This window comes from Pseudomonas sp. MONT-RG-20F-20-E-7-02 (assembly GCF_022662395.1).
Classification (GTDB): Bacteria; Pseudomonadota; Gammaproteobacteria; order Pseudomonadales; family Pseudomonadaceae; genus Aquipseudomonas.
The window spans coordinates 141,022-167,297 of record NZ_JAKNQN010000003.1 but is presented as its reverse complement, the minus strand read 5'-3'; the positions used below and the strand labels follow the sequence as shown (position 1 = coordinate 167,297).

At 62.0% G+C, this 26,276-nt stretch carries 24 protein-coding genes and 1 pseudogene; 20 read left to right on the top strand and 5 right to left on the bottom strand.

Annotated elements, in window-relative coordinates; genetic code table 11:
* The first annotated feature begins 76 nt into the window (after positions 1-76).
* Positions 77-541 carry a CopD family protein gene (locus L8I05_RS09810; RefSeq protein ID WP_242168608.1) on the top strand — a complete coding sequence of 155 codons (465 nt, stop codon included), beginning with the start codon at positions 77-79 and terminating at the stop codon, positions 539-541.
* A gap of 103 nt (positions 542-644) precedes the next feature.
* On the opposite strand, the gene L8I05_RS09805 is transcribed toward L8I05_RS09810, so the two are convergent.
* The 3 genes from L8I05_RS09805 to L8I05_RS09795 form a co-directional block, all read right to left on the bottom strand.
* Complete coding sequence (locus L8I05_RS09805; RefSeq protein ID WP_242168606.1) at positions 645-1,403, bottom strand: collagen-like protein; 759 nt, start codon at positions 1,401-1,403, stop codon at positions 645-647.
* Positions 1,396-1,689 (bottom strand): DUF1145 domain-containing protein, encoded by a 294-nt coding sequence (locus L8I05_RS09800; protein ID WP_159954697.1) that lies wholly within the window; start codon positions 1,687-1,689, stop codon positions 1,396-1,398. The genes L8I05_RS09805 and L8I05_RS09800 overlap by 8 nt, the downstream gene beginning before the upstream one ends.
* A gap of 160 nt (positions 1,690-1,849) precedes the next feature.
* Complete coding sequence (locus L8I05_RS09795; RefSeq protein WP_242168604.1) at positions 1,850-2,545, bottom strand: OmpA family protein; 696 nt, start codon at positions 2,543-2,545, stop codon at positions 1,850-1,852.
* 190 nt (positions 2,546-2,735) lie between these two features.
* Here L8I05_RS09795 and L8I05_RS09790 point away from each other — a divergent pair, with 190 nt between their 5' ends.
* Genes L8I05_RS09790 through L8I05_RS09775 form a run of 4 tightly spaced genes read left to right on the top strand, consistent with a single transcriptional unit; the run spans position 2,736 to position 4,414 of the window.
* Positions 2,736-3,233 carry a DUF6231 family protein gene (locus L8I05_RS09790; RefSeq protein WP_242168602.1) on the top strand — a complete coding sequence of 166 codons (498 nt, stop codon included), beginning with the start codon at positions 2,736-2,738 and terminating at the stop codon, positions 3,231-3,233.
* A 2-nt stretch (positions 3,234-3,235) separates the two neighbouring features.
* A complete protein-coding gene (locus L8I05_RS09785; protein WP_242168600.1) occupies positions 3,236-3,706 on the top strand; it encodes a YchJ family protein in 471 nt (156 codons plus the stop codon).
* A 19-nt stretch (positions 3,707-3,725) separates the two neighbouring features.
* On the top strand, positions 3,726-4,208 hold the full coding sequence (locus L8I05_RS09780; protein WP_242168598.1) for an LEA type 2 family protein: 483 nt from the start codon (positions 3,726-3,728) through the stop codon (positions 4,206-4,208).
* Entirely contained in the window at positions 4,205-4,414 is a 210-nt protein-coding gene (locus L8I05_RS09775; protein WP_065890089.1) for an SEC-C metal-binding domain-containing protein, read from the top strand. The genes L8I05_RS09780 and L8I05_RS09775 overlap by 4 nt, the downstream gene beginning before the upstream one ends.
* Before the next feature lie 125 nt (positions 4,415-4,539).
* Here L8I05_RS09775 and L8I05_RS09770 read toward each other — a convergent pair whose 3' ends face one another.
* The gene (locus tag L8I05_RS09770) at positions 4,540-5,925 is read right to left on the bottom strand and encodes an ATP-binding protein (protein ID WP_242168596.1); all 1,386 of its coding nucleotides are present in this window, start codon (positions 5,923-5,925) and stop codon (positions 4,540-4,542) included.
* A complete protein-coding gene (locus L8I05_RS09765) occupies positions 5,922-6,632 on the bottom strand; it encodes a response regulator (protein WP_242168594.1) in 711 nt (236 codons plus the stop codon). Before L8I05_RS09765 ends, L8I05_RS09770 begins: the two co-directional genes overlap by 4 nt.
* Before the next feature lie 196 nt (positions 6,633-6,828).
* On the opposite strand from L8I05_RS09765, the gene L8I05_RS09760 reads away from it, so the two are divergent.
* From L8I05_RS09760 to pdeM, 15 genes and pseudogenes are all read left to right on the top strand, one after another.
* The gene (locus L8I05_RS09760) at positions 6,829-9,213 is read left to right on the top strand and encodes a TonB-dependent siderophore receptor (protein ID WP_242168592.1); all 2,385 of its coding nucleotides are present in this window, start codon (positions 6,829-6,831) and stop codon (positions 9,211-9,213) included.
* A 25-nt stretch (positions 9,214-9,238) separates the two neighbouring features.
* Positions 9,239-10,366, top strand: a pseudogene (locus tag L8I05_RS09755) (ABC transporter substrate-binding protein).
* Between the two features lie 130 nt (positions 10,367-10,496).
* Positions 10,497-11,555 carry an iron ABC transporter permease gene (locus L8I05_RS09750; RefSeq protein WP_242168590.1) on the top strand — a complete coding sequence of 353 codons (1,059 nt, stop codon included), beginning with the start codon at positions 10,497-10,499 and terminating at the stop codon, positions 11,553-11,555.
* Entirely contained in the window at positions 11,552-12,337 is a 786-nt protein-coding gene (locus L8I05_RS09745; RefSeq protein WP_242168588.1) for an ABC transporter ATP-binding protein, read from the top strand. The genes L8I05_RS09750 and L8I05_RS09745 overlap by 4 nt, the downstream gene beginning before the upstream one ends.
* A 93-nt stretch (positions 12,338-12,430) precedes the next feature.
* Positions 12,431-13,075: a glutathione S-transferase N-terminal domain-containing protein gene (locus L8I05_RS09740; protein WP_159954686.1), complete on the top strand. Its 645-nt coding sequence runs from the start codon at positions 12,431-12,433 to the stop codon at positions 13,073-13,075.
* 195 nt (positions 13,076-13,270) lie between these two features.
* Positions 13,271-15,712 carry a penicillin acylase family protein gene (locus L8I05_RS09735; protein WP_242168586.1) on the top strand — a complete coding sequence of 814 codons (2,442 nt, stop codon included), beginning with the start codon at positions 13,271-13,273 and terminating at the stop codon, positions 15,710-15,712.
* 218 nt (positions 15,713-15,930) lie between these two features.
* Positions 15,931-16,935 (top strand): ligase-associated DNA damage response exonuclease, encoded by a 1,005-nt coding sequence (locus L8I05_RS09730; protein ID WP_242168583.1) that lies wholly within the window; start codon positions 15,931-15,933, stop codon positions 16,933-16,935.
* Positions 16,932-18,566 (top strand): ATP-dependent DNA ligase, encoded by a 1,635-nt coding sequence (locus tag L8I05_RS09725; RefSeq protein WP_242168581.1) that lies wholly within the window; start codon positions 16,932-16,934, stop codon positions 18,564-18,566. The genes L8I05_RS09730 and L8I05_RS09725 overlap by 4 nt, the downstream gene beginning before the upstream one ends.
* A 328-nt stretch (positions 18,567-18,894) precedes the next feature.
* Positions 18,895-19,674, top strand: coding sequence for a transporter substrate-binding domain-containing protein (locus tag L8I05_RS09720; RefSeq protein WP_106577139.1), 780 nt, complete (start codon positions 18,895-18,897; stop codon positions 19,672-19,674).
* A gap of 59 nt (positions 19,675-19,733) precedes the next feature.
* Positions 19,734-20,462, top strand: coding sequence for an ABC transporter permease (locus L8I05_RS09715; RefSeq protein WP_177016247.1), 729 nt, complete (start codon positions 19,734-19,736; stop codon positions 20,460-20,462).
* Positions 20,459-21,169, top strand: coding sequence for an ABC transporter permease (locus tag L8I05_RS09710; RefSeq protein ID WP_159954680.1), 711 nt, complete (start codon positions 20,459-20,461; stop codon positions 21,167-21,169). Before L8I05_RS09715 ends, L8I05_RS09710 begins: the two co-directional genes overlap by 4 nt.
* Before the next feature lie 9 nt (positions 21,170-21,178).
* On the top strand, positions 21,179-22,297 hold the full coding sequence (locus L8I05_RS09705) for a succinylglutamate desuccinylase/aspartoacylase family protein (protein ID WP_242168578.1): 1,119 nt from the start codon (positions 21,179-21,181) through the stop codon (positions 22,295-22,297).
* 13 nt (positions 22,298-22,310) lie between these two features.
* Complete coding sequence (locus L8I05_RS09700) at positions 22,311-23,075, top strand: ATP-binding cassette domain-containing protein (protein ID WP_242168576.1); 765 nt, start codon at positions 22,311-22,313, stop codon at positions 23,073-23,075.
* A gap of 57 nt (positions 23,076-23,132) precedes the next feature.
* The gene (locus L8I05_RS09695; RefSeq protein WP_242169343.1) at positions 23,133-25,613 is read left to right on the top strand and encodes a ligase-associated DNA damage response DEXH box helicase; all 2,481 of its coding nucleotides are present in this window, start codon (positions 23,133-23,135) and stop codon (positions 25,611-25,613) included.
* Entirely contained in the window at positions 25,613-26,263 is a 651-nt protein-coding gene (pdeM, locus tag L8I05_RS09690) for a ligase-associated DNA damage response endonuclease PdeM (protein ID WP_242168574.1), read from the top strand. The genes L8I05_RS09695 and pdeM overlap by 1 nt, the downstream gene beginning before the upstream one ends.
* Positions 26,264-26,276 lie beyond the last annotated feature (13 nt).

Here is a 26,276-nt window from a genome sequence, read left to right as displayed (position 1 = left end):
TGGATAAATTTTCAGTGGTTCGGATCGGCCGCTATCATACCCCGCTAATTAATCCCGCGCAGAACGGAGTACCACAATGACCGCGTTTAGCCTCGCTTACACCCTGCATGTATTGGCCGCCCTGGTTTGGGTCGGCGGTATGTTTTTCGCCTGGATGATCCTGCGCCCCGCCGCTATGGCGGCACTTGAGGGCCCTGCCCGGCTCACGCTGTGGGCAAATGTGTTTCAACGTTTTTTCGTGTGGGTCTGGGTCGCCGTGGCGGTTTTGCCGATCAGCGGCATCGGCCTGCTGCAATTGCGCTTCAGCGGTTTTGAAACCGCACCGCGTTATGTGCAGGTGATGATGGGCTTGTATCTGGTGATGACGGCGCTGTTTATCCGTATCCAGGCGTTGAAGTTCCCGCAATTGCGTGCGGCGGTGGCGGCCGAAGATTGGCCGGCGGGTGCGGCTGCGCTGGGGCAGATCCGCAAGCTGGTGGGGATTAATTTGATTGTGGGGTTGGTGGTGGTGGCGATTGCTTCGGCTCGGCCGATGTTCTGAGGCGACCTTTAGTCCGCCATCGCGGGCAAGCCCGGCTCCCACATTTGGAATGCATTTCAATGTGGGAGCCGGGCTTGCCCGCGATGGCGTCAGACCCGTCGACTCAAAGCCGCTGAATAGTCACAGCACCCGCAGGCCCAGCCGGCCCCGGCTGCCCTTCCAGCCCTGGGCGGCCCTTCTCGCCGCCATCGGCGCGATACACCACACAGCCCTTGGACAGCCCGCCTTTACCCGGCTTACCGGCCGTGCCGGCCAAACCGCCCGCCCCGCCATCGACCCAGACCTTGATCTGCTCAGCGGGGAAGCTCTGCGGCAGCTCGACCCGCACGGTCGCGCCCGCTGCGCCTGGCAGGCCATCACCGCCGTTATCGCCATTCGCGCCACGCCCCGCCGACCCCCAGGTGCAGCCTGGGTCAACGCCGTTGGCGCCATCCAGCCCGGCATAGCCTTGGGCACCGGCGCCGCCACGCGCGTCCACCGACAGTTCGTCGGCAGTCAGCGCGTTGATGCGCAGCACCAGGTCACGCCCGGCTTTGGCCGGCCTTTCGTGGGTGCCGGGGGCACCGCGCGAGGTGATCTGGCTGCCATGTTCCAGCTGCGCGTTGCGCACCTGCAATTGCAGCGCGGTATTACCGGGGGCGATGGCGATGCGTGCCTCACGCCCCAAGTGCAACTCGTCCACCGTGACTTGGCTGATCGTCGCCGGCACCAACAACGTGCCGTAGTCCGCCACATCCAGGCGCTCCAGCTGCAACACGCTGGTACTGCTGGGCAGGCGCATCAGCGAGTTGGTTTCAACACTGACGGTCTGAGCCAGGGCAATGGGGCTGACCAACAGGGCCAACAGAAAAACCTTACGCATGATTGGCCTCCTTGTTTACTTCATCAATAGCAGCAGGCGCCGACAGGCCCCGCACATGGAACATGCCCACCAGCAGAATCTGCAAGCGGTCACGCCAGGGGTGGGCACGGTATTTCAAGCTGCTGTTGAACAACAGCAACTCCAACAGATGGGTGAGAAACAACAGACTGCCGGCCAGGCTGACCAACAGGTGGAACGGATTGGCGAGCGGTCGGAACAGATTGACCACCACCACAACCCAGAACAGCAACGTCAGAAACTTCCCCAGCCCCCAAAACACTTTCATCCCGCATGCCCCTGCCTATTATTCTTTGGGCGCACAGTAACGACTTCTACAGGCGATTTGCCAGTGAAGGATGAAAAAACTTGATAAAGGGGCGTTTTGTCGGCGGTTTCGGCGAGGATCGTCAGCAATGCCCCTGTGGCTCCCACAGGGGCAAGGGCTGTCAGCGGTTGATTTTGATTTCCACGCGACGGTTCAAGGCGCGGCCGTCAGCGGTTTTGTTATCGGCCACCGGCTGGCTTTCGCCCGCGCCGACCACCGACACGAAGCTGCTGCGCGGCACTCCCGCACTTACCAGGTAATCGGTCACCGAGTGCGCGCGGCGTTCCGACAGTTTCTGGTTGTAGGCGTCTTTGCCGACGCTGTCGGTATGCCCGCTGACCCGCAATTGCGCGCCAGGGGCTTCTTTTTTCAAGCGCGTGGCGATGATGTCGAGTTTGGTTTTGTCCGCTGCCGTCAGGTTGGCCGAGTCGAACTGGAAGTGCACATCGCGGATCACGATGGTTTCTTCCTTGACGACCACAACTTCCTCAACCACGGCCGCGACCGGCACCGGTGGGCAACCGTTGGCATCCACCTGCACGCCTTTAGGCGTGCCTGGGCACTTGTCGCGGCTGTCCGGCACGCCATCGCCGTCTTCATCGCCATCACCGTGCACCCAGCAATAGGCGCCGGCCATGCCGCCGACCAACAACGCGCCATAACCTGCGTACGCCGAACTTTGAGTGGCGCCAATCGCAGCGCCTGTCACACCACCGACGGCTGCGCAGGTGGGCCAATCGGTTTTTTGCAAACCTGCGCAACCTGTCAATACTCCGGTTAGCAGAACCAAGGGTAGAGCTGTCCGCATGATGCTCATCTGATTTCTCCTGAGGGGATCGGCGGGGGCCGACAGGTGGAGTAAAGACGGCTCTTTTCATCTGCGCCACTGGGCCGCATCCCCGTATTTATTGAGGTTGGCCGCACATGCAGGACTTTTCGCCGCCGCCCGCTCTAGGCCCGCACGCTCAGCCGCGCTAGTCTCTACGGTCCTGATGTGAGGATCTCTGATGACCGCTGGTATTTCTTCCCGTACGCCCCAGCAAGCACTGGCTGCCTTGCTCGATCTGCACCAGCCCAAACGCCTGTTGCTGTTGGGTGCCAGCCAGTTTCCGGCGCTGGAGGCCTTTCAAGCCGAGCACCCGGACACCGTGGTCGCCACCGCACAGCCTGGGCCGTTGCCCGCAGAGCTGGCGGCGCAGCGTTTTGACCTGGCGCTGGTGGTCGACTGCCTGGAGCACCTGTCAAAACCGCAAGGCCTGACCTTGCTCGGCGGCATCCGCAACCTCAATGCCAGCCGCATTGCGGTGCTGGCAGACCTGAATGCCTGCGGCTGGAAGGACACTGACTTTTTCTCCCTGGCCCTGCAGGCCGGCGAACGTTTCCAGCGTGATGAGCAGGTTCTGACGCTGTTTACCTATGATCTGCTTGACTATAAACAGGTGCCGGACTGGCTCAACGCCCGCTTCTGGGCCAACCCGGAAAACTTCGGAAAGTATTGGTGGTAACCATGAGTACATCCATTTGCCCCTGCGGCAGTGGCAACCTGCTGGATGCCTGCTGCGGCCATTATCACGCCGGCCACCCGGCGCCCTGCGCCACCGCGTTGATGCGCTCGCGCTACAGCGCCTATGTGCTGGGCCTGGTCGACTACCTGGTCGCCACCACGCTGCCCGCGCAACAGGCGGGCCTGGACCGCGCCGCCATCGGCGCCTGGAGCGCCCAGAGCACCTGGCTCGGCCTTGAGGTGGAAAGCTCCGAGGTGTTTGGCGGCCAGCCGGAGCATGCGTTCGTGACCTTTACTGCGCGCTGGCACGACAGCACCGGCGAACACAGCCACCGCGAGCAGTCGTCTTTCGTACAGAACGAGGGGCGCTGGTACTTCATCGACCCGACGGTAGAGGTGAAGGTCGGACGCAATGATGTATGTTTGTGCGGCAGTCGGCAAAAATTCAAGAAGTGCTGTTCCAGCTACCTCTAACCACCACAGGACTGACGCCATGCTCCGGATTTACAGCTTGATGCTGGCGTTGACCCTTGGCCTGACCGGCTGCGCCTCATGGTTCGAGGACGATGCGCCCCCGCCCCACGTCGCCCTGGTAAAAGTCGAAGTGGTGCGCGCCAAGTTGCTGGAGCAGAAATTCAAACTGTTCTTTCGCGTGGACAACCGCGACGACGCCGACCTGACCGTGCGCGGCCTGATCTACAAGGTAACGCTGGACGATTTTGTGCTGACCGAAGGCGAGTCCAACGAATGGCTGACCATACCGCCGCGCAGCCATGGGTTTTTCAAGGTGACGGTGCGCACCAACCTGTGGCCGCAGATTCGCGATGTGGTGCAGATGCTGAAAAACCCGAACAAACCTGTGCCCTATCGCCTGGAGGGCGAGCTGAAAACCGGATTATTCATCGGTAATGACGTGCAGGTGGCCCACAATGGCGAGATAATGCCCGGCGATTTTATTCCGGAGCGACATCGATGACTCAGCAACCCCATGTCCATGGTCCTGACTGCAACCACGATCACGATCACCATGATCATCACGATCACGACCACGGTCATGTCCACGGCCCGAACTGCGGCCACGCTCACCAGGAGCCGGTGCGCAACGCCTTGAAGGACGTTGGCCGCAACGATCCTTGCCCATGCGGCAGCGAGAAGAAATTCAAGAAGTGCCACGGGGCTTGATGCCCTGAATGCAGTCAGTGTGGGAGCTGGCTTGCCTGCGATAGCGGTCTGACAGCTAAAAATGTGTCACCTTGCCCACCGCAATCGCAGGCAAGCCAGCTCCCACATTTGTTTTGTATTTCAACTCAGGATTTTCTCTGAAACTGCAGCTCCACCTCCAATCCCCCGCCGTCCCGATTCTTCAAACTCAACCGCCCCTCATGCGCCCGTGCAATCGTGTGCGCAATGCTCAGCCCCAGCCCATACCCGCCCGTCTCGGCATTGCGTGAGCCTTCAACCCGGTAAAAGGGTTCCATCACCTGCTCCAGTTGCTCCTGGGGAATCCCGGGGCCACGGTCGCTGATGACGACTTTCAAACTGTCGGCCTGATCCTCGACCCGCACCACCACGTCGCTGCCATAGCGCACCGCATTTTCCAGCAGGTTCTGCACGCAGCGCTTGAGGCTGCGCGCGTACCCCGGCAACGGTTGGCGGGCGCGGCCCACGATGGTCACGCTTTCGCCCACGTCCTCAAGGTCTGCCTGCAGGCTTTGCAGCAAGGCATTGATGTCGATGTTCTGGCGCGTCTCGTTGATTTCGCCGCTGCTGACAAAGTCCAGGGTGCTGGACACCATGTGCTCCATTTCTTCCAGGTCACTGCGAAAGCGCTCCTTGGTGCGCGTGTCTTCGAGCATCTCGGTGCGCAGGCGCAAGCGTGTGATCGGCGAGCGCAAGTCGTGGGAAATCGCTGCGAGAAACCGCGTGCGCTCGGCGATGTTGGCGATCAGCCGCTGCTGCATCGCATTAAACGCCTGGGCGGCGCGGCGCACTTCGGTGGGGCCGTCCACCGATAACGGCGGGCGCTGGATATCCCGACCCAGCGCTTCGGCGGCCTTGGCCAGGGCATTCAACGGGCGGATGGCCAGGCGCACCGCCACCAGGGCGATCAGCACCAGCACCAACACCCGCAGCAAATAGATGCGCATCACGTAATCGAACAACAGATCCAGCGGCGAGGTGCTGGTCCAGCCCTGCTCTTCACTGGCGTCGACCAACAACCAGCGCCCATCGGGCAGGCGCAGGTTGATCAGAAATTGCCCCACCACCGGTTTGGAGCTGAGCAAGGTCGAGAGCCCGGCGGTTTGCCCTTCGCCATCGACCAAAGACAGGCGCAGCAGAATCAGGGTTTGCGTGTAGCCGGTTTTCTCCGACAACACCTTCTTGATCAGGCGCTCGGTCGGCCGGTCGCTGTCGGTGAGGCTGCTGGGCGTGCTGCTGGCCTGGTCGCTCAAGGTCAGCTGAAAGTGCGGCGTATTAAGCAGTTTGATCAACTGGTCGGCCTGCTGCGGGTCGCTGTGCACCAGGCGCACCACGTCCGCCAGGCGTGTGGCGATCAACCGCGCGGGGATTTCCAGCACCTGGCCATGGCGCCGGTCGTACCAGATGCTGCTGGTCAACGCCTGCGCCGCGAGCATGCCGCTGACCAGAATCAGCACCAGCCGCCCGAACAACGAACGCGGCAGCAGTCTCACGACTCCAGCACCACGTCATCGGCGGTGAGCATGTAACCCTCGTTACGCACGGTCTTGATCAGCCCGGCCGGCAGCTGCGAGCGCAAGCGGCTCACACACACGTCGATGGAGCGGTCGAACGGCGTGCTGTCCTTGTCGAACACATGGTTGAGCAAAAAATCGCGACTCAATGGCCGGTTCGGGTGCTGCAACAACAGGCGCAACACGCGGTAATCCGAATTGCCCAGGCTGACCACCACGCCCTGCGGCGTGAGCAATTGCCGCGCCCGTGTGTCGAGTTGCCAGCCGGCAAAACGAATGCTCGGCGCCTCGTCCAGCCGCGCACGGTCGGGGAAGCTCTGCACCCGGCGCAACACCACTTTGATCCGCACCAGCAACTCACGTGGGTCGAACGGTTTGGGCAGGTAGTCATCGGCGCCGATTTCCAGGCCAACGATGCGGTCGATCAACGAGCCCTTGGCCGTGAGCATCACCACCGGCGTGTTGGAGCTGACGCGCAGTTCGCGGCACAGGCTCAGGCCATCTTCGCCGGGCAGCATCAGGTCGAGCACGATCAGGTCGATCACATTCAGCGCCAGGCGGCGGCGCATTTCCTTGCCGTCTGCGGCGGTGGACACCTGAAAACCGGCATCACTCAAGTAGTCACAGAGCAGCTGGCGGATTTGCGGGTCGTCATCGACGATTAACAGGTGGTCAAGCTTTGCCATGGGCATTCGATCCGAAAACTCAAAACGCAGGAGATAGCCGAAAGTTCATCCAGCGGTGTACGCAAATGTAATGGAATGTTGTGGGAAACCATAATCACGCATCAGCGATACAAAGCCGGGGCATGGCCGGCGGAATCGCTCTTTAGACTACCGAACCTAAATGAGAGTAATTGTAATTTAGACTCGGAAGTAGCCCATGTCATTGCCAACACCTCACCGCCATACGCTGCATTCAACCCTGGCGCCGATGTTCGGTTTTCTTGCTGCCGGCAGCGTTGCACCGACGGCCTGGGCCGATACGCCCGCCGCCACAGCCAACGATTCGGTGGTGAGCCTGCCGCAAATCAAGGTCGACGGCGAAGAAGCCACGTCGAGCTTCAAGGTCGACCGGGTAACCTCGGCAAAAATCAGCCAACCGCTGCTCGACGCCCCGCAAAGCGTGACCATCGTGCCGCAGCAGGTGCTCAAGGAGCAGAACGCGCAAACCCTGCAGGAAGTGTTGCGCAACGTGCCGGGCATCACCTTCATGTCCGGCGAGGGCAACCTGGGCTGGGGCGATCTGTTTTCGATTCGTGGGTTTTCTTCCGAGCAAAGCCTGACCGTCGACGGCGTGCGTGACGCCGGCATGTCCACGCGCACAGACACCTTCAACCTGCAACAGGCTGAAGTGTTCAAGGGCACCGGGTCTATCGAATCCGGGGTTTCGGCAGTGGGCGGCAGCGTCAACCTGGTCAGTAAAGAAGCGCACCTGGGCGACGCCAACAAAGTCTCCGCCGGGATCGGCACCGACAGCTACCGACGCCTCACCGCCGACATCAACAAACAGCTGACCGACACTACCGCCGTGCGCATCAACCTGATGAAGCACTACAACCAGGTGGCCGACCGCGACGACGTGGACTACGACCGCTGGGGCATCGCCACCTCGTTCGGATTTGGCTTGGGCACCGACACGCGGTTCTTCGTCGACACCTTCTACCAGAAAGACACCAACACCCCGGATGGCGGCGTGCCGATCCAGCGTGGCACCGACGGCCACCGCATGCCGGGTGTGAAACGCTCCAACTGGTACGGCGATTCCAGCCTGTATACGCAGGAAAACGAAACCACCTCGCTGACCGCGCGCTTCGAACATGATTTCGACTGGAATGACGCCAACCTGCGCAACCAGACCCGCTGGGAACGCAGCGACAACTTCACCGTACTGTCCCCGGCGCGTTTCTTCGCCGCCGACGCCAACGGTAAAAAAACCTGCAGCGGCGCCCGTTGTGCGACGTTGGGCTACACCGGCGTAGGCCCGATCAGCCAAGTGCCCGGCAGCACGGTGAATGCCTACACCGACTATGTGAACAACAGCAACACTGGCTACGGCATCCTGCGTGGCAGTGATTTCGGCTTGTCCAAGCGCTACACCATCCTCGATAACCAGACCGACTTCAGCTTCACGTTCAACACCGGCAGCCTGCAACACGCGGTGGTCAGCGGCCTGGAGTTCTATCACGAGACCTACGGCGGCCTGAAACGCAACGCCGAAGTACCCGCCGGCGACATGTTCTTCAACATGAACGACCCCAGCCACAGCTTCGCCAGCACTTACGTGACCAAAGGCGAAGGCGACCCGCGCTCGGTGATCGACAACGCCGGCCTCTACTTGGGCGACACCGTCACCCTCAACGAGCAGTGGCAAGTGCTCGGCTCGTTGCGCTACGACAACTGGCGCGCGCAAACCACACAACGCGGCCAGGCCAGCATCAGCAGCACCGACGGCGCCGTCAGTGGACGCGTCGGCGCGGTGTACAAGCCGCTGCCGAACGGCAGCCTCTACGTGTCCTACAGCGAAGCGGCGCAGCCGTCGGCGCTGGGCGCGTCCACCAACAACCAGATTTATGGCGCGGCCACTACCAGCAATTACAGCCCGGCCAAATCGAAAACCTACGAGCTGGGCACCAAGTGGGACATTGCCCACGACATGCTGAATGTCACGGCGGCGATCTTCCGCACCGAACTGGACAACGCCTGGGAATACCAGGACGGCGAGTCCGCGCCGGTGCGCGCCCTGCCCGCCAAGCGCGTGGACGGCGTCGAACTCGGCCTGCAAGGCAATATCACCCCGCGCTGGACCGCCTACAGCGGTTTCTCGGCGCTCAAAAGCACGCAGACCAAGGGCATCAACAAAGGCGCGGAAGCCAAGAACGTCCCCGACCTGACCGCCAACCTGTGGACCACCTACGCCTTCACCGACGCCCTGAGCCTGAGCTACGGCGAGCAATACGTGGGCCGTCGCCGCTACAGCGACAACAAATACGTCGGCGGCTTGAACAACAACAGCAGCTACGCCAGCGGCCCGTCCGGGGTCAACGCGATCTACGTGCGCGACCACGAAAAAGCCCCTGGTTACTGGCTGAGTAACGTGGCGGCGCAATACAAGGTCAACAAGGACACCACGGTCAACCTCAACCTGAACAACGTGTTCAACAGGTTCTATTACAGCCAGGTCGGCGCGTCCCTCGATGGCTTCCAGCTCTACGGCATCCCAGGCGCCGGGCGCACCCTGACAGCCAGTGTCGATTATGAATTCTGATTTTCCCTCACCAGGAGTCCTGCCCATGTTCAAACCCCGTAACGCGCTCAAGCTCGGTGTGCTGTGCGCCGCGCTCGCCTTCGGCCACGCCGAAACCGCCGCCGCCCACGAAGTCACCGACGTGCTGGGCCGCAAGGTCGAAGTCAAGGACGACGTCAAACGCGTCGTGCTGGGTGAAGGCCGGTTGATTTCGGCGTTTGCCCTGCTCGACAAGGACGCGCCGTTCCAGCGCATCGTCGGCTGGCAGAACGATTTGAAGCTGCTGGACCAGCATACCTACAGCGCTTACGTGGCGAAATTTCCCACGGTAAAAGACATCCCGCTGATCGGGCAGGCGTCGGAGCAAAGCGTCAGCGCCGAGGAAATTCTGTCGCTCAAACCCGACCTGGCGGTGTTCAGCATTTCCGGTCACGGCCCGACCGAACACAGCGCGGTGGCTGATGTGCTGGCCAAGGCCGGCATCCCGGTGCTGTTCGTCGATTTCCGGATCAACCCGGTGCAAGGCACCCACACCAGCATGAACGCGCTGGGCCAGGCGCTGGGGCGTGAAGCCCAGGCTTAAGCCTTCCTGGATTTCTATGACCAGCACATCAAGGTCATCACCGACGCCGTCGCCACGCTGCCGGCTGGCCCGCGCCCGAGCGTGTTCCTTGAACTGCTGGCCGGTGCCTGGCAAGCGCCGGGGCACACCACCGGTAAAAGCGGCATGGGTGAAGTGATCAAGCTGGTCGGCGGGCGCAATATCGCCGCCGATGTGGTGCCGGGTGCACTGGGGGATATCAGCGTCGAGTACGCGCTGAAAGCCGACCCGGATGTGTACGTGGCCACCGGCAACCACACGCCGGGCTTGATCCTGGGCGCTGGCGTGAGCACTGACGAGGCGCGTGAGGCGTTTGATCGCGTGTTGGCGCGCCCCGAGTTTGCCAATCTTCGTGCAATCCGCGAGGGCAATGCCCACGGGCTGTGGCATGACTTCTACAACTCGCCGTACAACCTGCTGGCCATTGAAGCGCTGGCCAAGTGGGTGCACCCGGAGCTGTTCGCCACTCTCGATCCGCAGGCGACCATGGCGCAGATCAACCAGCAGTTCCTGGGCATGCCGTTGCAGGGTGCTTACTGGATTGACGCCAAGGCCCCTGTAGAAACGCGGTAAAAAACTGTGGGAGCTGGCTTGCCTGCGATAGCAGAGTGTCAGTCACTGAATGGGTCGACTGATACACCGTTATCGCAGGCAAGCCAGCTCCCACATTTGGATTTTCAGTGTTTTCAAGAATGTGAGCGCCATGACCACTCAAACCCTCGACCTCGCCAGTGCCACCCACGGCTATCGCCGTTTGCTGGCACGCCGCGCCTGGCTGCTGGCGCTACTGGGCACGGCGCTGGTCTGCGCGATGCTGGTGGACCTGGCCAGCGGCCCGTCGGGCATGGGCCTGCTGGCGTTGCTCGACGGCATCCTGCACCCGTCGCACCTGAGCGCAACCGACCAGGTAATCATCTGGAACGTGCGCCTGCCCTATGCACTGATGGCGGTGCTGGTCGGCTGTGCGCTGTCGCTGGCCGGGGCCGAAATGCAGGCGATTTTGAATAACCCGCTGGCCAGCCCGTTTACCCTCGGCGTGTCGTCGGCGGCGGCACTGGGGGCATCCCTGGTGATCGTATTTCCGGTGACCACGTTGTGGGTGTCGGCCAACACTGCGATTTCGATCTCGGCATTTATCTTCGCGGCGGCGTCGGTATTTTTGCTGCAAGCCATGTCGCGCCTGCGCGGCGCCGGGGTGGAAAGCCTGGTGTTGTTTGGCATCGCACTGGTGTTCAGTTGCAACGCGGTGGTGGCGTTGCTGCAACTGGTCGCCACCGAAGACGTTTTGCAACAGCTGGTGTTCTGGACCTTGGGCAGCGTGACCCGGGCCAACTGGGACAAACTCGGCATCCTCGCCCTAGTCGTCGCGGTGGTTCTGCCGTTTTCCTTCGCCGCGGCGCCGCGACTGACCTTGCTGCGTATGGGCGAAGATCGCGCGCAAAGTTTTGGCGTGGACGTGAAGCGCCTGCGCTTTTTTTCGCTGCTGCGCATCAGTTTGTTGTCAGCCACCGCCGTCGCATTTGTAGGCACCATCGGGTTTATCGGCCTGGTCGGTCCGCATATCGCGCGGATTCTGGTGGGCGAAGACCAACGCTTCCTGCTGCCCGCCAGCGCCTTGACCGGCGCCTTGTTGCTGGCGCTGTCCTCGATTGCCAGCAAGCTGATCATGCCCGGCGTGATCGTGCCGGTCGGCATCGTCACCGCGCTGGTGGGCGTGCCGATTTTCGTGGTGCTGGTATTCAAACGCGGGAGACAGTTATGAGTGCGGGTTTATCGGTACACAATGCCAACGTCAGCTACGGGCGTCGGCACATCGTGCATGACCTGAGCTTGCCCACCCTGCCCCACGGCAGCCTGACGGCACTGATCGGCCCGAATGGCGCGGGCAAATCCACCTTGTTGCGCGCTGTGGCCGGGCTGGAAAAGATGCAAGGCGTTGTAAGGCTGGGCGACCTCGACTTGTCGGCCATGTCCGTGGCCGAGCGTGCGCGCCGCGTCACTTACATGCCGCAAAACCTGCCGCCCGGCCTGAGCCTCAGCGTGATGGAAAGCGTGACGGCCGCGCTGCGCGTGGCCAATGTGGAAGGCATTCCGCTGTCCGGCGAAGCCTGCCTGCGCGAAGCCTTTGAGGCGTTGCAGCGCATCGGTATCACGCACCTGGCCGATCAACTGTTGAGCACCTTGTCGGGCGGCCAACGCCAATTGGTCAGCCTCGCCCAACTCATCGCGCGTCGCCCCCAGGTGATGTTGCTCGACGAACCCACCAGCGCCCTCGACCTCAATTACCAGTTGAAGGTCATGGACTGCGTGCGCGGGCTGGTGCGCGAACACAACCTGATCGCGGTGGTGGTGCTGCACGACATCAACCTCGCCGCGCGCTTTGCCGACCACATTGCCGTGCTGCGCCAGGGCCGTTTGTATGCCAGTGGCAAGGCGGATGAGGTGCTCGACCCAGCGTTGTTTGCCCAGGTGTATGGCGTGCAGGTGCGCATTGAACGGTGCTCGCAGCAGTCGCTGCAGGTGTTGGTGGATGGCGCAGTGTGAAAAGCGTCTAAGGTTAGACGTAAATGTTTGATTGAATTATTGCCCTGCAATCATCACCTATAGGTACAGGCATTCGCTCATTTGGAGAGCTTCATGATCGACCTGTACTACTGGACTACCCCCAACGGTCACAAAGTATCGCTGTTCCTGGAAGAAGCCGGTCTGCCCTATAAGGTGCACCCGATCAACATCGGCCAGGGTGAGCAGTTCAAGCCGGACTTCCTGAAGATCGCTCCCAACAACCGCATCCCGGCCATCGTCGATCACGACCCGACCGACGGTGGTGCGCCGATTTCGCTGTTTGAATCCGGCGCCATCCTGCTGTACCTCGCGGAAAAAACCGGCCAGTTCATTCCCAAAGACCTGCGCGGTCGCCAGGAAGCGCTGCAGTGGCTGTTCTGGCAAATGGGCGGACTGGGGCCGATGGCGGGCCAGAATCATCACTTCAGCCAGTTCGCGCCGGAGAAAATCCCCTACGCGATCAAACGCTACGTGGATGAAACCGCACGCCTGTATGGCGTGCTGGACCGACGCCTGGCGGATCGCGCATTCGTGGCGGGCGAGGACTACAGCATTGCCGACATGGCGATCTACCCGTGGATTGTTTCCCACAAGTGGCAGAGCCAGCGCCTGGAAGATTTCCCCCACGTGCAGCGCTGGTTCAACAGCATCAAGGAACGGCCGGCGACGGTTCGGGCGTATGAATGGGTGCAAAAAGTGAATCCGCCCAAAGCCTGAGCCCCAGGCAATGATCGTTCCCACGCTCCGCGTGGGAATGCCGCCTGGACGCTCTGCGTCCGCTCACAAAGCGTGACGCAGAGCGTCACAAAATGCATTCCCACGCAGAGCGTGGGAACGATCCTGCTTGCGTCGTTTCGCCGCGCTCACTAACGTAGCGCCTTTAATGACGCTACCCCCCGCAGGAGCTTTGCCATGGCCTCGCCAGCCCTCTCACATTTTCTTCCCCGGTTCGGCGTTGCCGCGGCAGTGGCCAGTGCATTAAGCCTGGCCGGTTGCCAGCTCCAGAGCACCCAGGACACCTTGCCTCCCGTTGCCGGCGTGCAGCCGCTCAAAGGCCTGGCACAGAATGTTTCGGTACGCCGCAATGCCCAAGGCATGCCGCTGATCGAAAGCAACACCTTCCATGACGCGCTGTTCAGCCTCGGCTATGTCCACGCCAGCGACCGCATCACGCAGATGGTCACGTTGCGCCTGTTGGCCCAGGGCCGTCTGGCGGAAATGTCCGGCCCGCAAGTGCTCGACGTCGACCGTTTCATGCGCGCCGTCAACCTGAAAAAAAGCGCCGGCGAGCTGTATAACGCCTCGTCGCCGCGCCTCAAGCGCTTCTTTGAAGTCTACGCCCGCGGCGTCAACGCCTACCTGTTCCGCTACCGCGACAAGCTGCCGCCAGACCTGGCCCAGACCGGCTACAAGCCCGAGTACTGGAAGCCGGAAGATTCGGCGCTGTTGTTCTGCCTGCTGAACTTCAGCGAGTCGAGCAACCTGCAGGAAGAACTCTCGTCGCTGGTGCTGGCGCAGAAAGTCGGCGTCGACAAACTCGCTTGGCTTACCCCAAGCGCGCCGGATGAGCCGATTCCGCAGGCTGAAACCGACAAGCTCAAAGGCGTGAACCTCGGCCAGATCACCGGCCTTGCCGGGCTGGAAGCCGTCGGCCAGCAACTCAACAGCCTCAACGCACTGGCGGTGACGACCTCGAGCAACTGGGCCATCGGCCCGCAGCGCAGCCGCAGTGGCAAAAGCCTGCTGGCCAGCGACCTTGCGGCCCAGCCACAAGCGCCGTCGCCGTGGAATTACGTGCAGATTCGTGCGCCGAAATATCAAGCGGTCGGCGCCTCGATTGCTGGCCTGCCAACGCTGCTGTCCGGTTTCAACGGCAAAGTGGCGTGGAGCATGAGCGCCGTCAAAGGCGACACCCAGGACCTGTTCCTGGAGAAGGTCAAGCGCCAAGGCAACGCCTTGTACTACGAGAACAACGGCAAATGGCTGCCGGCCATCGTGCGCAACGAAACCTTCTTCGCCAAAGGCCAGCGGCCACTGCGCGAAGTGGTGTACGAAACCCGCCACGGCGCCCTGCTCAACAGCAGCCAGGCGCTGACCACCGGGTTTGGCCTAGCGCTGCAAACCGCTGACTTCAAGGACGACAAGAGCCTGGACGCGTTCTTCGACCTGTCCCGCGCGCAAAACGCCGGCAAGGCCTCGGACGCGACCCGGGAAATCCGCGCCATTGCACTGAACATGATCTTCGCCGACGCCAGCAACATCGGCTGGCAAGTCACCGGCCGCTTCCCCAACCGCCGCGAAGGCGAAGGCCTGCTGCCCTCGCCGGGCTGGGACGCGCGGTTTGACTGGGACGGTTACGCCGACGCGATGCTGCACCCGTACGATCAAGACCCGGCCCAAGGCTGGATTGGCACCGCCAACCAGCGCACCGCGCCGCGCGGCTATGGCATGCAGTTGTCCAACTCCTGGGATGCGCCGGAGCGCAGCGAACGCCTGGCGCAACTGGCCAATGCCGGCAAGCATGACAGCCGCAGCATGATCGCCATGCAATACGACCAGACCACCCCCTTCGCCGCCAAGCTCAAGACCATGTTCCAGGCGCCGGGCATGGCCCAGCCGCTGAAACAGGCGATCGATGCACTGCCCGCGGCTGACGCGACCAAGGCCCGCGAGGCGCTGAATCGCCTGATGGCCTTTGATGGTCGCCTGGCGCCAACCTCCGCCGATGCGGCGATCTACGAGCTGTTCCTGCAGGAAAGCACCAAGCAGATCTTCCTCGACGAACTCGGCCCGGAAACCAGCGCCAGCTGGAAAGCCTTTATCAGCAACGCCAACCTGTCGTACTCCGCCAATGCCGACCACTTGCTGGGCCGCGAAGACAGCCCGTTCTGGGACGACGTGCGCACCGCGCAGAAAGAAGACAAACCGGCGATCCTCGCCCGCAGCCTGGCCGCTGCGATCACCGCAGGCGACAGCCAACTGGGCGGCGATCACAAGGCCTGGCAGTGGGGCAAACTGCACAGCACCACCTGGAAAAACACCAACGGCCAAGTGATTCGCGGCCCACTGGCCAGTGGTGGCGACCACAACACCCTGAACCCGGCGCCGTACAGCTGGGGCCAGGATTTCAACACCACCCAGGTGCCGGCGTTGCGCATGATCGTCGACTTCGGCCAGGTGGAACCGATGACCGGCCAGGGCGGCATCGGCCAGTCCGGCAACCCGGCCAGCCCGAACTACGCGAATGGCATCGACCCGTTGCTCAAGGCGCAATACCTGAGCTTCCCGATGCAGCCGCAGAACTTCGACAAGGCGTATGGGAAGACGCGGTTGACCCTCACGCCCGGCAAGTAACCCGGTTCCCGCTGGAGGAACCCGATAAAAATGTGGGAGCTGGCTTCTGTGGGAGCTGGCTTGCCTGCGATGAGGCCGTGTCAGTCACTGATCAAGTGGCTGATGCACCGCCATCGCAGGCAAGCCAGCTCCCACATTGGGAACGATCCCATATCCAATCGAACTTCTTTTATTCCCCCCGCCTCCTACCTGATAAGCCCACTGCCCCCGGCACGCCCATGGACCTTGTCATTGCCCGGCCCGAAGGCCTCTACTGCCCCGCCGGAGATTTCTATATCGATCCGTGGCGCCCGGTAGAGCGTTCGGTCATCACCCACGCCCACGGCGACCACGCCCGCACCGGCAACCAGCATTACCTGGCCGCCGCCACCGGCGAAGGCATTCTGCGTTCGCGCCTGGGCCAGGACATCAACCTGCAAACCCTGGCGTACGGCGAACAACTCGTGCACCACGGCGTGACCCTGAGTTTTCACCCGGCCGGGCATGTGCTGGGCTCGGCCCAGGTGCGTTTGGAATACCAGGGCGAAGTCTGGGTCGCGTCCGGCGACTACAAAGTCGAGCCCGATGGCACCTGCGCGCCCTTCGAACCGGTGCGTTGCCACACCTTTATCACCGAATCCACCTTTGGCCTGCCGATCTACCGCTGGCAGCCCCAGGCGCAAATCTTCGCCGGCATCAATGACTGGTGGCAGGCCAATATCGCCGCCGGCAAGGCCAGCGTGTTGTTCTGTTATTCGTTCGGCAAGGCTCAGCGCATCCTGCATGGGATTGACGCCAGCATCGGCCCGATCCTCAGCCACGGCGCGGTCGAGCCGCTGAACCGCGTGTACCGCGAGGCCGGGGTCTATATCCCCGAAACCCTCTACGCCGGCGACTTCAAAAAGACCGACCCGCTGCTGCGCCAAGCCCTGATCATCGCGCCACCGTCGGCCGGGGGCAGCACCTGGATACGCCGCTTCGGTGAGTACAGCGACGCCTTTGCCAGCGGCTGGATGCGCCTGCGCGGCACACGGCGGCGGCGTGGTGTGGACCGAGGCTTTGTGCTCTCGGACCACGCCGATTGGCCGGGGCTGTTGTGGGCCATCGAGCAAACTGGTGCCGAGCGGGTGATGGTCACCCACGGCTCTGTCGGCGTTCTGGTGCGTCACCTGCGGGAAAAAGGCCTGGATGCCCAGGGATTCACCACCGAATACGGTGACGACGAAGAAGAGGCCACGGCATGAAAGCCTTCGCCGAGCTGTACGCCAACCTCGACGCCACCACCTCCAGCAACGCCAAGCTCGCCGCGCTGCAAGCCTACTTTCGCCAGGCCCCAGCAGAAGATGCGGCATGGGCGGTGTATTTCCTCTCCGGTGGGCGGCCGCGGCAACTGGTGCCGACGCGCTTGCTGCGCGACATGGCCACCGAAGCGTCGGGCATCGAACCCTGGCTGTTCGAAGAGAGTTACCAGTCGGTGGGTGACCTGGCCGAAACCATTTCCCTGCTGTTGCCGGAATCTTCCTACACCTCAGAAGATGGTTTGGCGGTGTGGCTGGAAGACAAACTCCTGCCCTTGCGCGGTTTGCCACCGCTGGAACTGGCCGAACGCCTGCCCGCGCTATGGGCGCAACTGGATCAGCCGAGCTTGATGGTGTGCATCAAATTGATCACCGGCAGCTTTCGCGTGGGCGTGTCCAAATTACTGGTGACCCGCGCCCTCGCCGCCATGGCTGAACTGGACAGCAAACGTGTGGCGCAGCGCTTGGTGGGTTACACCGACTTGTCGAACCGTCCTACGGCTGAGGGCTACCTCAAGTTGATCGCCGCCGAATCGTCTGACGAACATGCGCAACGCGGCGGGCAGCCTTATCCGTTTTTTCTCGCCCACGGGTTGGCGCAACCGGTGGAGCAATTCGACACCCTGCTCGGTTCGCCCGCCGACTGGCAGGTGGAATGGAAGTGGGATGGTATTCGCGCGCAACTGGTCAAGCGTGAAGGCCGGCTGTGGGTCTGGTCGCGTGGCGAAGAGCTGGTGACCGAGCGCTTTCCTGAGCTGCACAGCCTGGTCAGCGGCTTGCCGGATGGCACGGTGATCGACGGCGAAATCGTGGTGTGGAAGGATTCGGTGCAACCTTTCGCCCTGTTGCAGCAGCGGATCGGCCGCAAGACCCTGAGCAAAATAGTCCTCGAGGACGCGCCGGTCGCGGTCCTCGCCTATGACCTGCTGGAATACCAGGGCGACGACTGGCGTAACCACACCCAGGCCGAGCGCCGCGCCCAGCTTGAGCAGGTTATTGCGCAGTGCAACCAGGCGGTACTGTTGCCATCGCCCTTGCTGACGGGCTTAAGTTGGGCCGACCTGGCCGAGCAACGCGAAGACTCTCGCCGCCTTGGCGTGGAAGGCATGATGCTCAAGGCCAGGGACGGCCTGTACGGCGTGGGCCGCACCAAGGACATGGGCGTGTGGTGGAAATGGAAAGTCGACCCGTTCAGTGTCGATGCGGTGTTGATCTACGCCCAACGTGGCCATGGCCGCCGCGCCAGCCTGTATAGCGACTACACCTTTGCGGTGTGGGACGGCCCGCCCGGCACTGAGCGCACGTTGGTGCCGTTTGCCAAGGCTTATTCGGGGCTGACCGACGAAGAGATGCGCAAGGTTGACGCCATTGTGCGCAAAACCACGGTGGAGAAGTTCGGGCCGGTCAGCAGCGTGACGCCGAGCATGGTGTTTGAGTTGGGGTTTGAAGGGATTGCCCTGTCGAAGCGGCATAAGAGCGGGATTGCGGTGCGGTTTCCGAGGATGTTGCGGTGGCGGCAGGATAAGGCGGTGGATGAGGCCGATAACCTCGGAACGCTGCAGGACTTACTGACCTGACCCTTTTCCACAAACACCACAAATCACTGTGGGAGCCGGGCTTGCCCGCGATGGCGGTGGGTCAATTAAGCTTTGTTTAGCTGACCCACTGCCATCGCAGGCAAGCCAGCTCCCACATTTTGTGTTGGTGCCTGACCTGAAATAGTGCACTCGAATTTTCGTGCCCATTTTCGGGCATCTCCTACACTCACATCTCCCTTATCCCACCTTTTAAAACAGTCATTCGGAACTATGGTGCAGAAATTGCTACTTGTGATCCGTCTGACACCGTTCAGTAACAGTCCTAAACGCGCCACAAGCGCTTATCTTGGTTTCCAGGGATTACATAATGAAAAAAGCATTGCTGACCCTTTCTGCACTGGCTCTGTGCATGGCTGCTGGTGTTGCTACAGCCAAGGAATACAAGGAATTGCGTTTTGGTGTCGATCCTTCCTACGCGCCGTTCGAATCCAAGGCCGCCGATGGCAGCCTGGTGGGCTTCGATATCGACCTGGGCAATGCGATCTGCGCCGAGCTGAAGGTCAAGTGCAAGTGGGTCGAAAGTGACTTCGACGGCATGATTCCAGGCCTCAACGCCAACAAGTTCGACGGCGTGATTTCCTCGATGACCGTGACCGAAGCCCGTGAAAAGGCGATCGACTTCTCCAACGAGCTGTTCTCCGGCCCGACCTCCCTGGTGTTCAAAAAAGGCGCGAACTTCTCCACGCCTGAGTCCCTCAAGGGTAAAACCGTGGGCTACGAGCAAGGCACTATCCAGGAAGCCTACGCCAAGGCCGTGCTGGACAAGGCCGGTGTGACCACCAAGGCTTACGCCAACCAGGACCAGGTGTACGCTGACCTGACTTCCGGCCGTCTCGACGCGTCGGTGCAGGACATGCTGCAAGCCGAACTGGGCTTTTTGAAGTCGCCGGCAGGCGCTGACTACGAAGTCAGCAAGGCCATCGACGACCCATTGCTGCCGTCGAAAACTGCGGTCGGTATCAAAAAAGGTAACAAAGACCTCAAGGCCTTGCTCGATAAAGGTATCAAAGCGTTACACGATGATGGCACCTACGCCACCATCCAGAAGAAACACTTCGGCGATCTGAACCTGTACAGCGGTAAATAACACCCTGGCGCCCACCTGTTTCAGGTGGGCGCTTTTTTATCGCCATAGGTCCTGAATTCATGTTTGAAGATCTTTTGCAAACCCTGGGGCTGAGTGCCTTCAGTTTGAAGGGGTTCGGCCCGCTGTTGCTGCAAGGTACGTGGATGACCGTGAAACTCTCGGTCGCCTCCCTGGCCGTCAGCGTCCTGCTGGGCCTGCTCGGCGCCAGCGCGAAACTGTCCAGCGTCAGCCTGATCCGCATTCCCGCCCAGCTCTACACCACCTTGATTCGCGGCGTGCCCGACCTGGTGCTGATGTTGCTGATTTTCTACAGCCTGCAAATCTGGCTGACCGGTTTTACCGACTTTATGGAATGGGACTACATCGAGATCGACCCATTCAGCGCCGGGGTTATCACCCTGGGCTTTATCTACGGTGCCTATTTCACCGAGACCTTTCGTGGCGCGATCCTCGCGGTGCCACGCGGCCAGCTGGAAGCGGCGACCGCCTACGGGCTCACGCGCGGGCAGCGCTTTCGCTTCGTGACCTTCCCGCAGATGATGCGCTTTGCCCTGCCAGGCATCGGCAACAACTGGATGGTGATGCTCAAGGCCACGGCGCTGGTGTCGATCATCGGCCTGGCGGACCTGGTCAAGGCCGCTCAAGACGCCGGAAAGAGCACCTACCAGCTGTTTTACTTCCTGGTTATCGCCGCGTTGATCTACCTGCTGATCACCAGCGCGTCCAACGTCGTCCTGCGCTGGCTTGAGCGCCGCTACTCCGCTGGGTCCCGGGAGGCCGTGCGATGATCGAACTTCTGCAGCAATACTGGCGGCCCTTCCTTTATAGCGACGGCCAGCACATCACCGGGCTGGCGATGACTATGTGGCTGCTCAGCGCAGCGCTGGTGATTGGCTTCGTGGTCTCGATCCCGCTGTCCATCGCCAGGGTTTCGCGCAAGCGCTCCATTCGCTGGCCGGTGCAGTTCTACACCTACCTGTTTCGTGGCACGCCGCTGTATATCCAGTTGCTGATTTGCTACACCGGGATCTACAGCATCGCGGCCGTGCGGGCGCAGCCGGTACTGGATGCGTTCTTTCGCGACGCGATGAACTGCACCATCCTCGCGTTCGCCCTGAACACCTGCGCCTACACCACCGAGATCTTCGCCGGGGCGATTCGCAGCATGGCCCATGGCGAAGTCGAAGCGGCCAAGGCCTACGGCTTAAGCGGCTGGAAGCTGTATGCCTACGTCATCATGCCGTCCGCCCTGCGCCGCTCGTTGCCGTACTACAGCAACGAAGTGATCCTGATGCTGCACTCGACCACGGTAGCCTTTACCGCGACGGTGCCGGATATTCTCAAGGTCGCCCGGGACGCCAACTCGGCCACCTACATGACCTTTCAATCCTTCGGCATCGCCGCGTTGATCTACCTGACCGTGACCTTTGCCCTGGTCGGTCTGTTTCGCTTGGCCGAGCGTCGCTGGCTGGCCTTCCTCGGGCCGAGTCACTAAGGAGTCGTGATGCGTCATCAGGTACATGATCTGATCGCGCCGGTGCCAGGCACGGCGCGGCAGATCCACAGTTTCCACTTCGGCCCGGAACAGGCCGAAGGCAAAATCTACATCCAGTCATCGCTGCATGCCGATGAACTGCCGGGCATGCTGGTGGCCTGGCACCTCAAGGTGCGCCTGGCTGAACTGGCGGCTGCCGGCAGGCTGCGCAGCGAAATCGTGTTGGTGCCGATCGCCAACCCGGTGGGCCTGGAACAGGTGTTGATGGACATTCCGCTGGGCCGCTACGAGCTGGAAAGCGGGCAGAACTTCAATCGCCTGTTTGTCGACCTCAGCGAAGAAGTCGGCAATCAGGTTGAAGACTTTTTGGGCGATGACCCCAAGCACAACGTCGAGCTGATTCGCGACGCCTTGAGTCTGGCCCTCGCCGCCCAAACCGCCGACACCCAGCTGCAATCCCAGCGCCTGGTATTGCAACGCCTGGCCTGCGATGCCGACATGGTGCTCGACCTGCATTGCGACTTCGAAGCCGTGGCGCACCTGTACACCACGCCCGAGGCCTGGCCGCAGGTGGAACCGTTGGCGCGCTATATCGGCTCGGAAGCCAACTTGCTCGCCACCGATTCCGGCGGGCAATCCTTTGATGAGTGCTTCACGCTGGTGTGGTGGCAGTTGCAGCAACGCTTCGGCGAGCGCTTCCCGATCCCCATGGGCAGCTTCTCGGTGACCGTCGAGTTGCGCGGCCAAGGCGACGTCAATCATGGCCTGGCCAGCCTCGACTGCCAGGCGATCATCGACTACCTGACACACTTCGGCGCGATTGCCGGCGACGCGGCGCCACTGCCCGAGCTGCCCTACCCGGCCACCCCGCTGGCGGGCGTGGAACCGGTGACCACACCGGTCGGCGGCTTGCTGGTGTTCAGCGTGCTGCCGGGTGAGTACCTGGAAGCCGGGCAACTGATCGCCGAAATCATCGACCCCATTACTGACCGCGTAACGCCTGTGCACTGCCAAAAGGCCGGCCTGCTTTACGCCCGTTCGCTGCGGCGCATGGCCACTGCCGGGATGGTGATCAGCCATGTCGCAGGCCATGAAGCCTATCGCAGCGGCTACCTACTTTCGCCTTGAGGATGCACGCCCCATGTACAAATTGACGGTTGAAGGCCTGCATAAAAGCTATGGCGACAATGAAGTGCTCAAAGGTGTTTCGCTCAAGGCCAAGACCGGTGACGTGATCAGCCTGATCGGCGCCAGCGGTTCCGGCAAAAGTACCTTTTTGCGCTGCATCAACTTTCTGGAAACCCCCAACGACGGCGCGATGACCCTCGACGGCCAGCCGATCCGCATGGTCAGCGACCGCCACGGCATGCGCGTGGCCGACGACGCCGAACTGCAACGCCTGCGCACGCGGCTGGCGATGGTGTTTCAGCATTTCAACCTGTGGAGCCACATGAACGTGCTGGAAAACATCACCATGGCCCCGCGCCGGGTGCTGGGTTGCAGCAAGAAAGACGCCGAAGACCGCGCCCGCCGCTATCTGGACAAGGTGGGCTTGCCGGCGCGCGTTGCCGATCAATACCCGGCGTTTCTCTCCGGCGGCCAGCAGCAACGGGTGGCCATCGCCCGCGCCCTGGCGATGGAGCCGGAGGTGATGCTGTTCGACGAGCCGACCTCGGCCCTCGACCCGGAGTTGGTCGGTGAAGTATTGAAGGTGATCCAGGGGCTGGCCGAGGAAGGCCGCACCATGATCATGGTCACCCACGAGATGAGCTTTGCGCGCAAGGTGTCGAGCCAGGTGCTGTTCCTGCACAAGGGCCTGGTGGAAGAGCAAGGCACGCCTGAGGACGTGCTGGGCAATCCGAAGAGCGAGCGCCTGCAGCAGTTCTTGAGCGGTAATTTGAAGTAAACCTTTGTGACGCCTGGAGGGTCTTTGAAAGAGAGCCTCCAGAGCGTCAGCCGCCGTATGGCAAAACCTCACGATTTCGCAAAACACTGGTTTGCCGCCAAGGGCTGGAAGCCGTTCGCCTTTCAGAAAGCGGTGTGGGCGGCAGTCAAGCAAGGCCACTCGGGCTTACTGCATGCCAGCACGGGCGCGGGTAAAACCTATGCGCTGTGGTTTGCCGCCCTCAATCGTTTCGCCATCACTCGCCCGCCCGCCACGGGTAAACGCAAACCACCTGCTGAACCGCTGACAGTGCTGTGGATTACGCCCATGCGCGCACTTGCGGCCGACACTGCGCGCGCCCTAGAAGCGCCGCTTGCGGCGTTGCAGGTTCCCTGGAGCGTCGGCCTGCGCACCGGCGACACCAGCAGCAGCGAACGCGCGCGCCAAAGCCGCCGCCAGCCGACCGCGCTGGTCACCACGCCGGAAAGCCTGACATTGATGCTGGCGCGGGCTGACAGCGAGACGAGCCTGGCGCACGTGCGCATGGTGATCGTGGATGAGTGGCATGAGCTGATCGGCAATAAGCGTGGCGTGCAGTTGCAACTGGCGCTGGCGCGCTTGCGGCGCTGGCACCCGGAACTGATGGTGTGGGGGATTTCAGCGACGCTGGGTAATCAGGCTCACGCGCTGGAAGTGTTGGTCCCACAAGGCGGCGGGATCAATGTGCAGGGGCAAACGGCCAAAGCGTTGCAGGTCGATACCTTGTTGCCGCCCACCTCCGAGCGTTTTCCCTGGGCCGGGCATATTGGTTTGAAGATGTTGCCGCAGGTCGTCGCCGAAGTGGACTCCAGCAGCAGTTGCCTGGTGTTTACCAATACGCGGGCGCAGTCGGAAATCTGGTATCAGGCGTTGCTGGACGCGCGCCCGGATTGGGCCGGCGTGATCGCCTTGCACCACGGCTCGCTGTCCCGCGAAACCCGCGACTGGGTGGAGCGCGCCTTGAAAGACGGCCAGCTCAAGGCGGTGGTGTGCACCTCCAGCCTGGATTTGGGCGTGGACTTCCTGCCGGTGGAGCGCGTGCTGCAAATCGGCTCGGCCAAAGGCGTGGCGCGCCTGATGCAACGCGCCGGACGCTCGGGCCATGCGCCGGGGCGGCCATCGCGTGTGACGCTGGTGCCAACCCACAGCCTGGAACTGGTGGAGGCCGCCGCCGCCCAGGATGCAATCGCGCAGCGGCGCATTGAGGCTCGCGAATCGCCTTACAAGCCGCTGGATGTGCTCGTACAACATCTGGTGAGCATGGCTCTTGGCGGCGGGTTTACGCCCGACGCGCTGCTCGCCGAAGTACGCGGTGCGTGGGCTTATCGCGACCTCACGGACGCTGATTGGGCCTGGGCGCTGGGGTTTGTGCGCCATGGCGGGCTGTCGCTGACCGCCTACCCCGATTACCGTCGTGTGGAGCCCGATGAGCAAGGCGTCTGGCGCGTGCCGGATGCGCGCCTGGCGCGGCGCCATCGCATGAGCGTCGGCACCATCGTCAGCGATGCGAGTATCCAGCTGAAATTCTGGAGCAAGGGCGGCGGCGGCAAGAACCTGGGCAGTGTCGAAGAAGGTTTTATTGCGCGGCTCAAGCCCGGCGATGGTTTCCTGTTTGCCGGGCGTTTGCTGGAATTGGTGCGGGTGGAAAACATGACCGCTTATGTGCGCCGCAGCACCGCGAAAAAAGCCGCTGTGCCGCGCTGGAATGGCGGGCGCATGCCACTTTCCAATGAGCTGGCACAGGCTGTGGTCGAGCGTTTTGATGCGGCAGCACACGGCCACTTCGACGGCCCTGAAATGCGCGCAGTGCAGCCTTTGCTGCAAACTCAGTTGCGCTGGTCAGGCCTGCCGACGCGCACGCATTTGTTGGCCGAAGCGCTGAAGTCGCGGGAGGGATGGCACCTGTTTCTTTACCCGTTTGCCGGGCGCCAGGTGCATTTGGGGCTGGCGAGTTTGCTGGCGTGGCGCGTCAGCCAATTGCAACCTGTGACCTTTTCGATTGCAGTGAATGATTACGGCCTGGAGCTGTTGAGTGCCACGCCGGTGGAGTGGCCTCTGTTGCTCAACGAAGCGCTGTTGAGTCCGGCCAACTTGCTGTTGGACGTGGCAGCCAGCCTGAATGCAGGTGAATTGGCTCTGCGCCGCTTTCGCGAAATCGCACGCATCGCCGGGCTGGTGTTTGCCGGTTATCCCGGCGCCCCCAAAAGCACACGCCAGGTGCAGGCTTCCAGCGGTTTGTTTTTTGAAGTGTTCAAGCAATACGACCCAGAGAACCTTTTGCTGACCCAGGCCGGGGAAGAAGTCCTGCGTGACGAGTTGGATATTCGTCGGTTGGAAGCGACATTGCTCCACCTGTCGGCGCTGAAACTGGACTTGCATGTGATTGAGCGACCGACGCCGCTGGCCTTCCCGCTGCTGGTTGAGCGGATGCGCGAGAGCATGAGTTCGGAGAAGCTTTCGGAGCGCATTGCACGGATGGTCAAGGACCTGGAAAAAGTCGCGGATAACGGGAAACGTTGATGGTGTGTTCGGTGACACTTGAGGGAGAAGAACTATGGCTGCTGGCGGAAAAGGCCGTGTACTGGCCCGCGCGCCGGTGCCTGCTGATTGCCGATGCGCATTTTGGCAAGGCCTCGGCCTATCGCAGCCTGGGGCAACCGGTGCCGCAGGGCACCACCACTGAAAACCTGCAGCGTCTGGACCGCTTGTTATCGGCTCTGCCGTGCGCGCAGGTGATCTTTCTCGGCGACTTCCTGCATGGCCCCGGCTCTCACGCCAGCGGCACCCTGAGCGCCTTGAGAGCCTGGCGTGAGCGTAATCACGCGTTGGCCCTGACGTTGATTCGCGGCAATCATGATAAACGCGCGGGCGATCCGCCTGCCGACCTGGGGATTGAGGTGGTCGCCGAACCGTTGCTGATGGGCCCGTTTGCGCTGCAACACGAGCCGGACGCGCACGCCAGCCACCATGTGCTGGCAGGGCATGTGCATCCAGTGTATCGCTTGCGCGGCAAGGGCCGGCAGAGTTTGCGCCTGCCCTGTTTTCAGCTTGGGCTGCAGGTCAGCCTGCTACCCGCATTTGGCGCCTTTACCGGTGGCTATGCGGTGGATCAGAAGGATCATCAGCGGATCTACGTGATCGGCGATGAGGATGTCTGGCCAGTCCAGTAAAGGTCCGGCCAGA

What these genes read in the sequence shown, in the direction of transcription:
- L8I05_RS09810 (WP_242168608.1), top strand. Translation starts at nt 77, where the DNA reads ATGACCGCGTTTAGCCTCGCTTACACCCTGCATGTATTGGCCGCCCTG.
- L8I05_RS09805 (WP_242168606.1), bottom strand. Translation starts at nt 1,403, where the DNA reads ATGCGTAAGGTTTTTCTGTTGGCCCTGTTGGTCAGCCCCATTGCCCTG.
- L8I05_RS09800 (WP_159954697.1), bottom strand. Translation starts at nt 1,689, where the DNA reads ATGAAAGTGTTTTGGGGGCTGGGGAAGTTTCTGACGTTGCTGTTCTGG.
- L8I05_RS09795 (WP_242168604.1), bottom strand. Translation starts at nt 2,545, where the DNA reads ATGAGCATCATGCGGACAGCTCTACCCTTGGTTCTGCTAACCGGAGTA.
- L8I05_RS09790 (WP_242168602.1), top strand. Translation starts at nt 2,736, where the DNA reads ATGACCGCTGGTATTTCTTCCCGTACGCCCCAGCAAGCACTGGCTGCC.
- L8I05_RS09785 (WP_242168600.1), top strand. Translation starts at nt 3,236, where the DNA reads ATGAGTACATCCATTTGCCCCTGCGGCAGTGGCAACCTGCTGGATGCC.
- L8I05_RS09780 (WP_242168598.1), top strand. Translation starts at nt 3,726, where the DNA reads ATGCTCCGGATTTACAGCTTGATGCTGGCGTTGACCCTTGGCCTGACC.
- L8I05_RS09775 (WP_065890089.1), top strand. Translation starts at nt 4,205, where the DNA reads ATGACTCAGCAACCCCATGTCCATGGTCCTGACTGCAACCACGATCAC.
- L8I05_RS09765 (WP_242168594.1), bottom strand. Translation starts at nt 6,632, where the DNA reads ATGGCAAAGCTTGACCACCTGTTAATCGTCGATGACGACCCGCAAATC.
- L8I05_RS09760 (WP_242168592.1), top strand. Translation starts at nt 6,829, where the DNA reads ATGTCATTGCCAACACCTCACCGCCATACGCTGCATTCAACCCTGGCG.
- L8I05_RS09750 (WP_242168590.1), top strand. Translation starts at nt 10,497, where the DNA reads ATGACCACTCAAACCCTCGACCTCGCCAGTGCCACCCACGGCTATCGC.
- L8I05_RS09745 (WP_242168588.1), top strand. Translation starts at nt 11,552, where the DNA reads ATGAGTGCGGGTTTATCGGTACACAATGCCAACGTCAGCTACGGGCGT.
- L8I05_RS09740 (WP_159954686.1), top strand. Translation starts at nt 12,431, where the DNA reads ATGATCGACCTGTACTACTGGACTACCCCCAACGGTCACAAAGTATCG.
- L8I05_RS09735 (WP_242168586.1), top strand. Translation starts at nt 13,271, where the DNA reads ATGGCCTCGCCAGCCCTCTCACATTTTCTTCCCCGGTTCGGCGTTGCC.
- L8I05_RS09730 (WP_242168583.1), top strand. Translation starts at nt 15,931, where the DNA reads ATGGACCTTGTCATTGCCCGGCCCGAAGGCCTCTACTGCCCCGCCGGA.
- L8I05_RS09725 (WP_242168581.1), top strand. Translation starts at nt 16,932, where the DNA reads ATGAAAGCCTTCGCCGAGCTGTACGCCAACCTCGACGCCACCACCTCC.
- L8I05_RS09720 (WP_106577139.1), top strand. Translation starts at nt 18,895, where the DNA reads ATGAAAAAAGCATTGCTGACCCTTTCTGCACTGGCTCTGTGCATGGCT.
- L8I05_RS09715 (WP_177016247.1), top strand. Translation starts at nt 19,734, where the DNA reads ATGTTTGAAGATCTTTTGCAAACCCTGGGGCTGAGTGCCTTCAGTTTG.
- L8I05_RS09710 (WP_159954680.1), top strand. Translation starts at nt 20,459, where the DNA reads ATGATCGAACTTCTGCAGCAATACTGGCGGCCCTTCCTTTATAGCGAC.
- L8I05_RS09705 (WP_242168578.1), top strand. Translation starts at nt 21,179, where the DNA reads ATGCGTCATCAGGTACATGATCTGATCGCGCCGGTGCCAGGCACGGCG.
- L8I05_RS09700 (WP_242168576.1), top strand. Translation starts at nt 22,311, where the DNA reads ATGTACAAATTGACGGTTGAAGGCCTGCATAAAAGCTATGGCGACAAT.
- L8I05_RS09695 (WP_242169343.1), top strand. Translation starts at nt 23,133, where the DNA reads ATGGCAAAACCTCACGATTTCGCAAAACACTGGTTTGCCGCCAAGGGC.
- pdeM (WP_242168574.1), top strand. Translation starts at nt 25,613, where the DNA reads ATGGTGTGTTCGGTGACACTTGAGGGAGAAGAACTATGGCTGCTGGCG.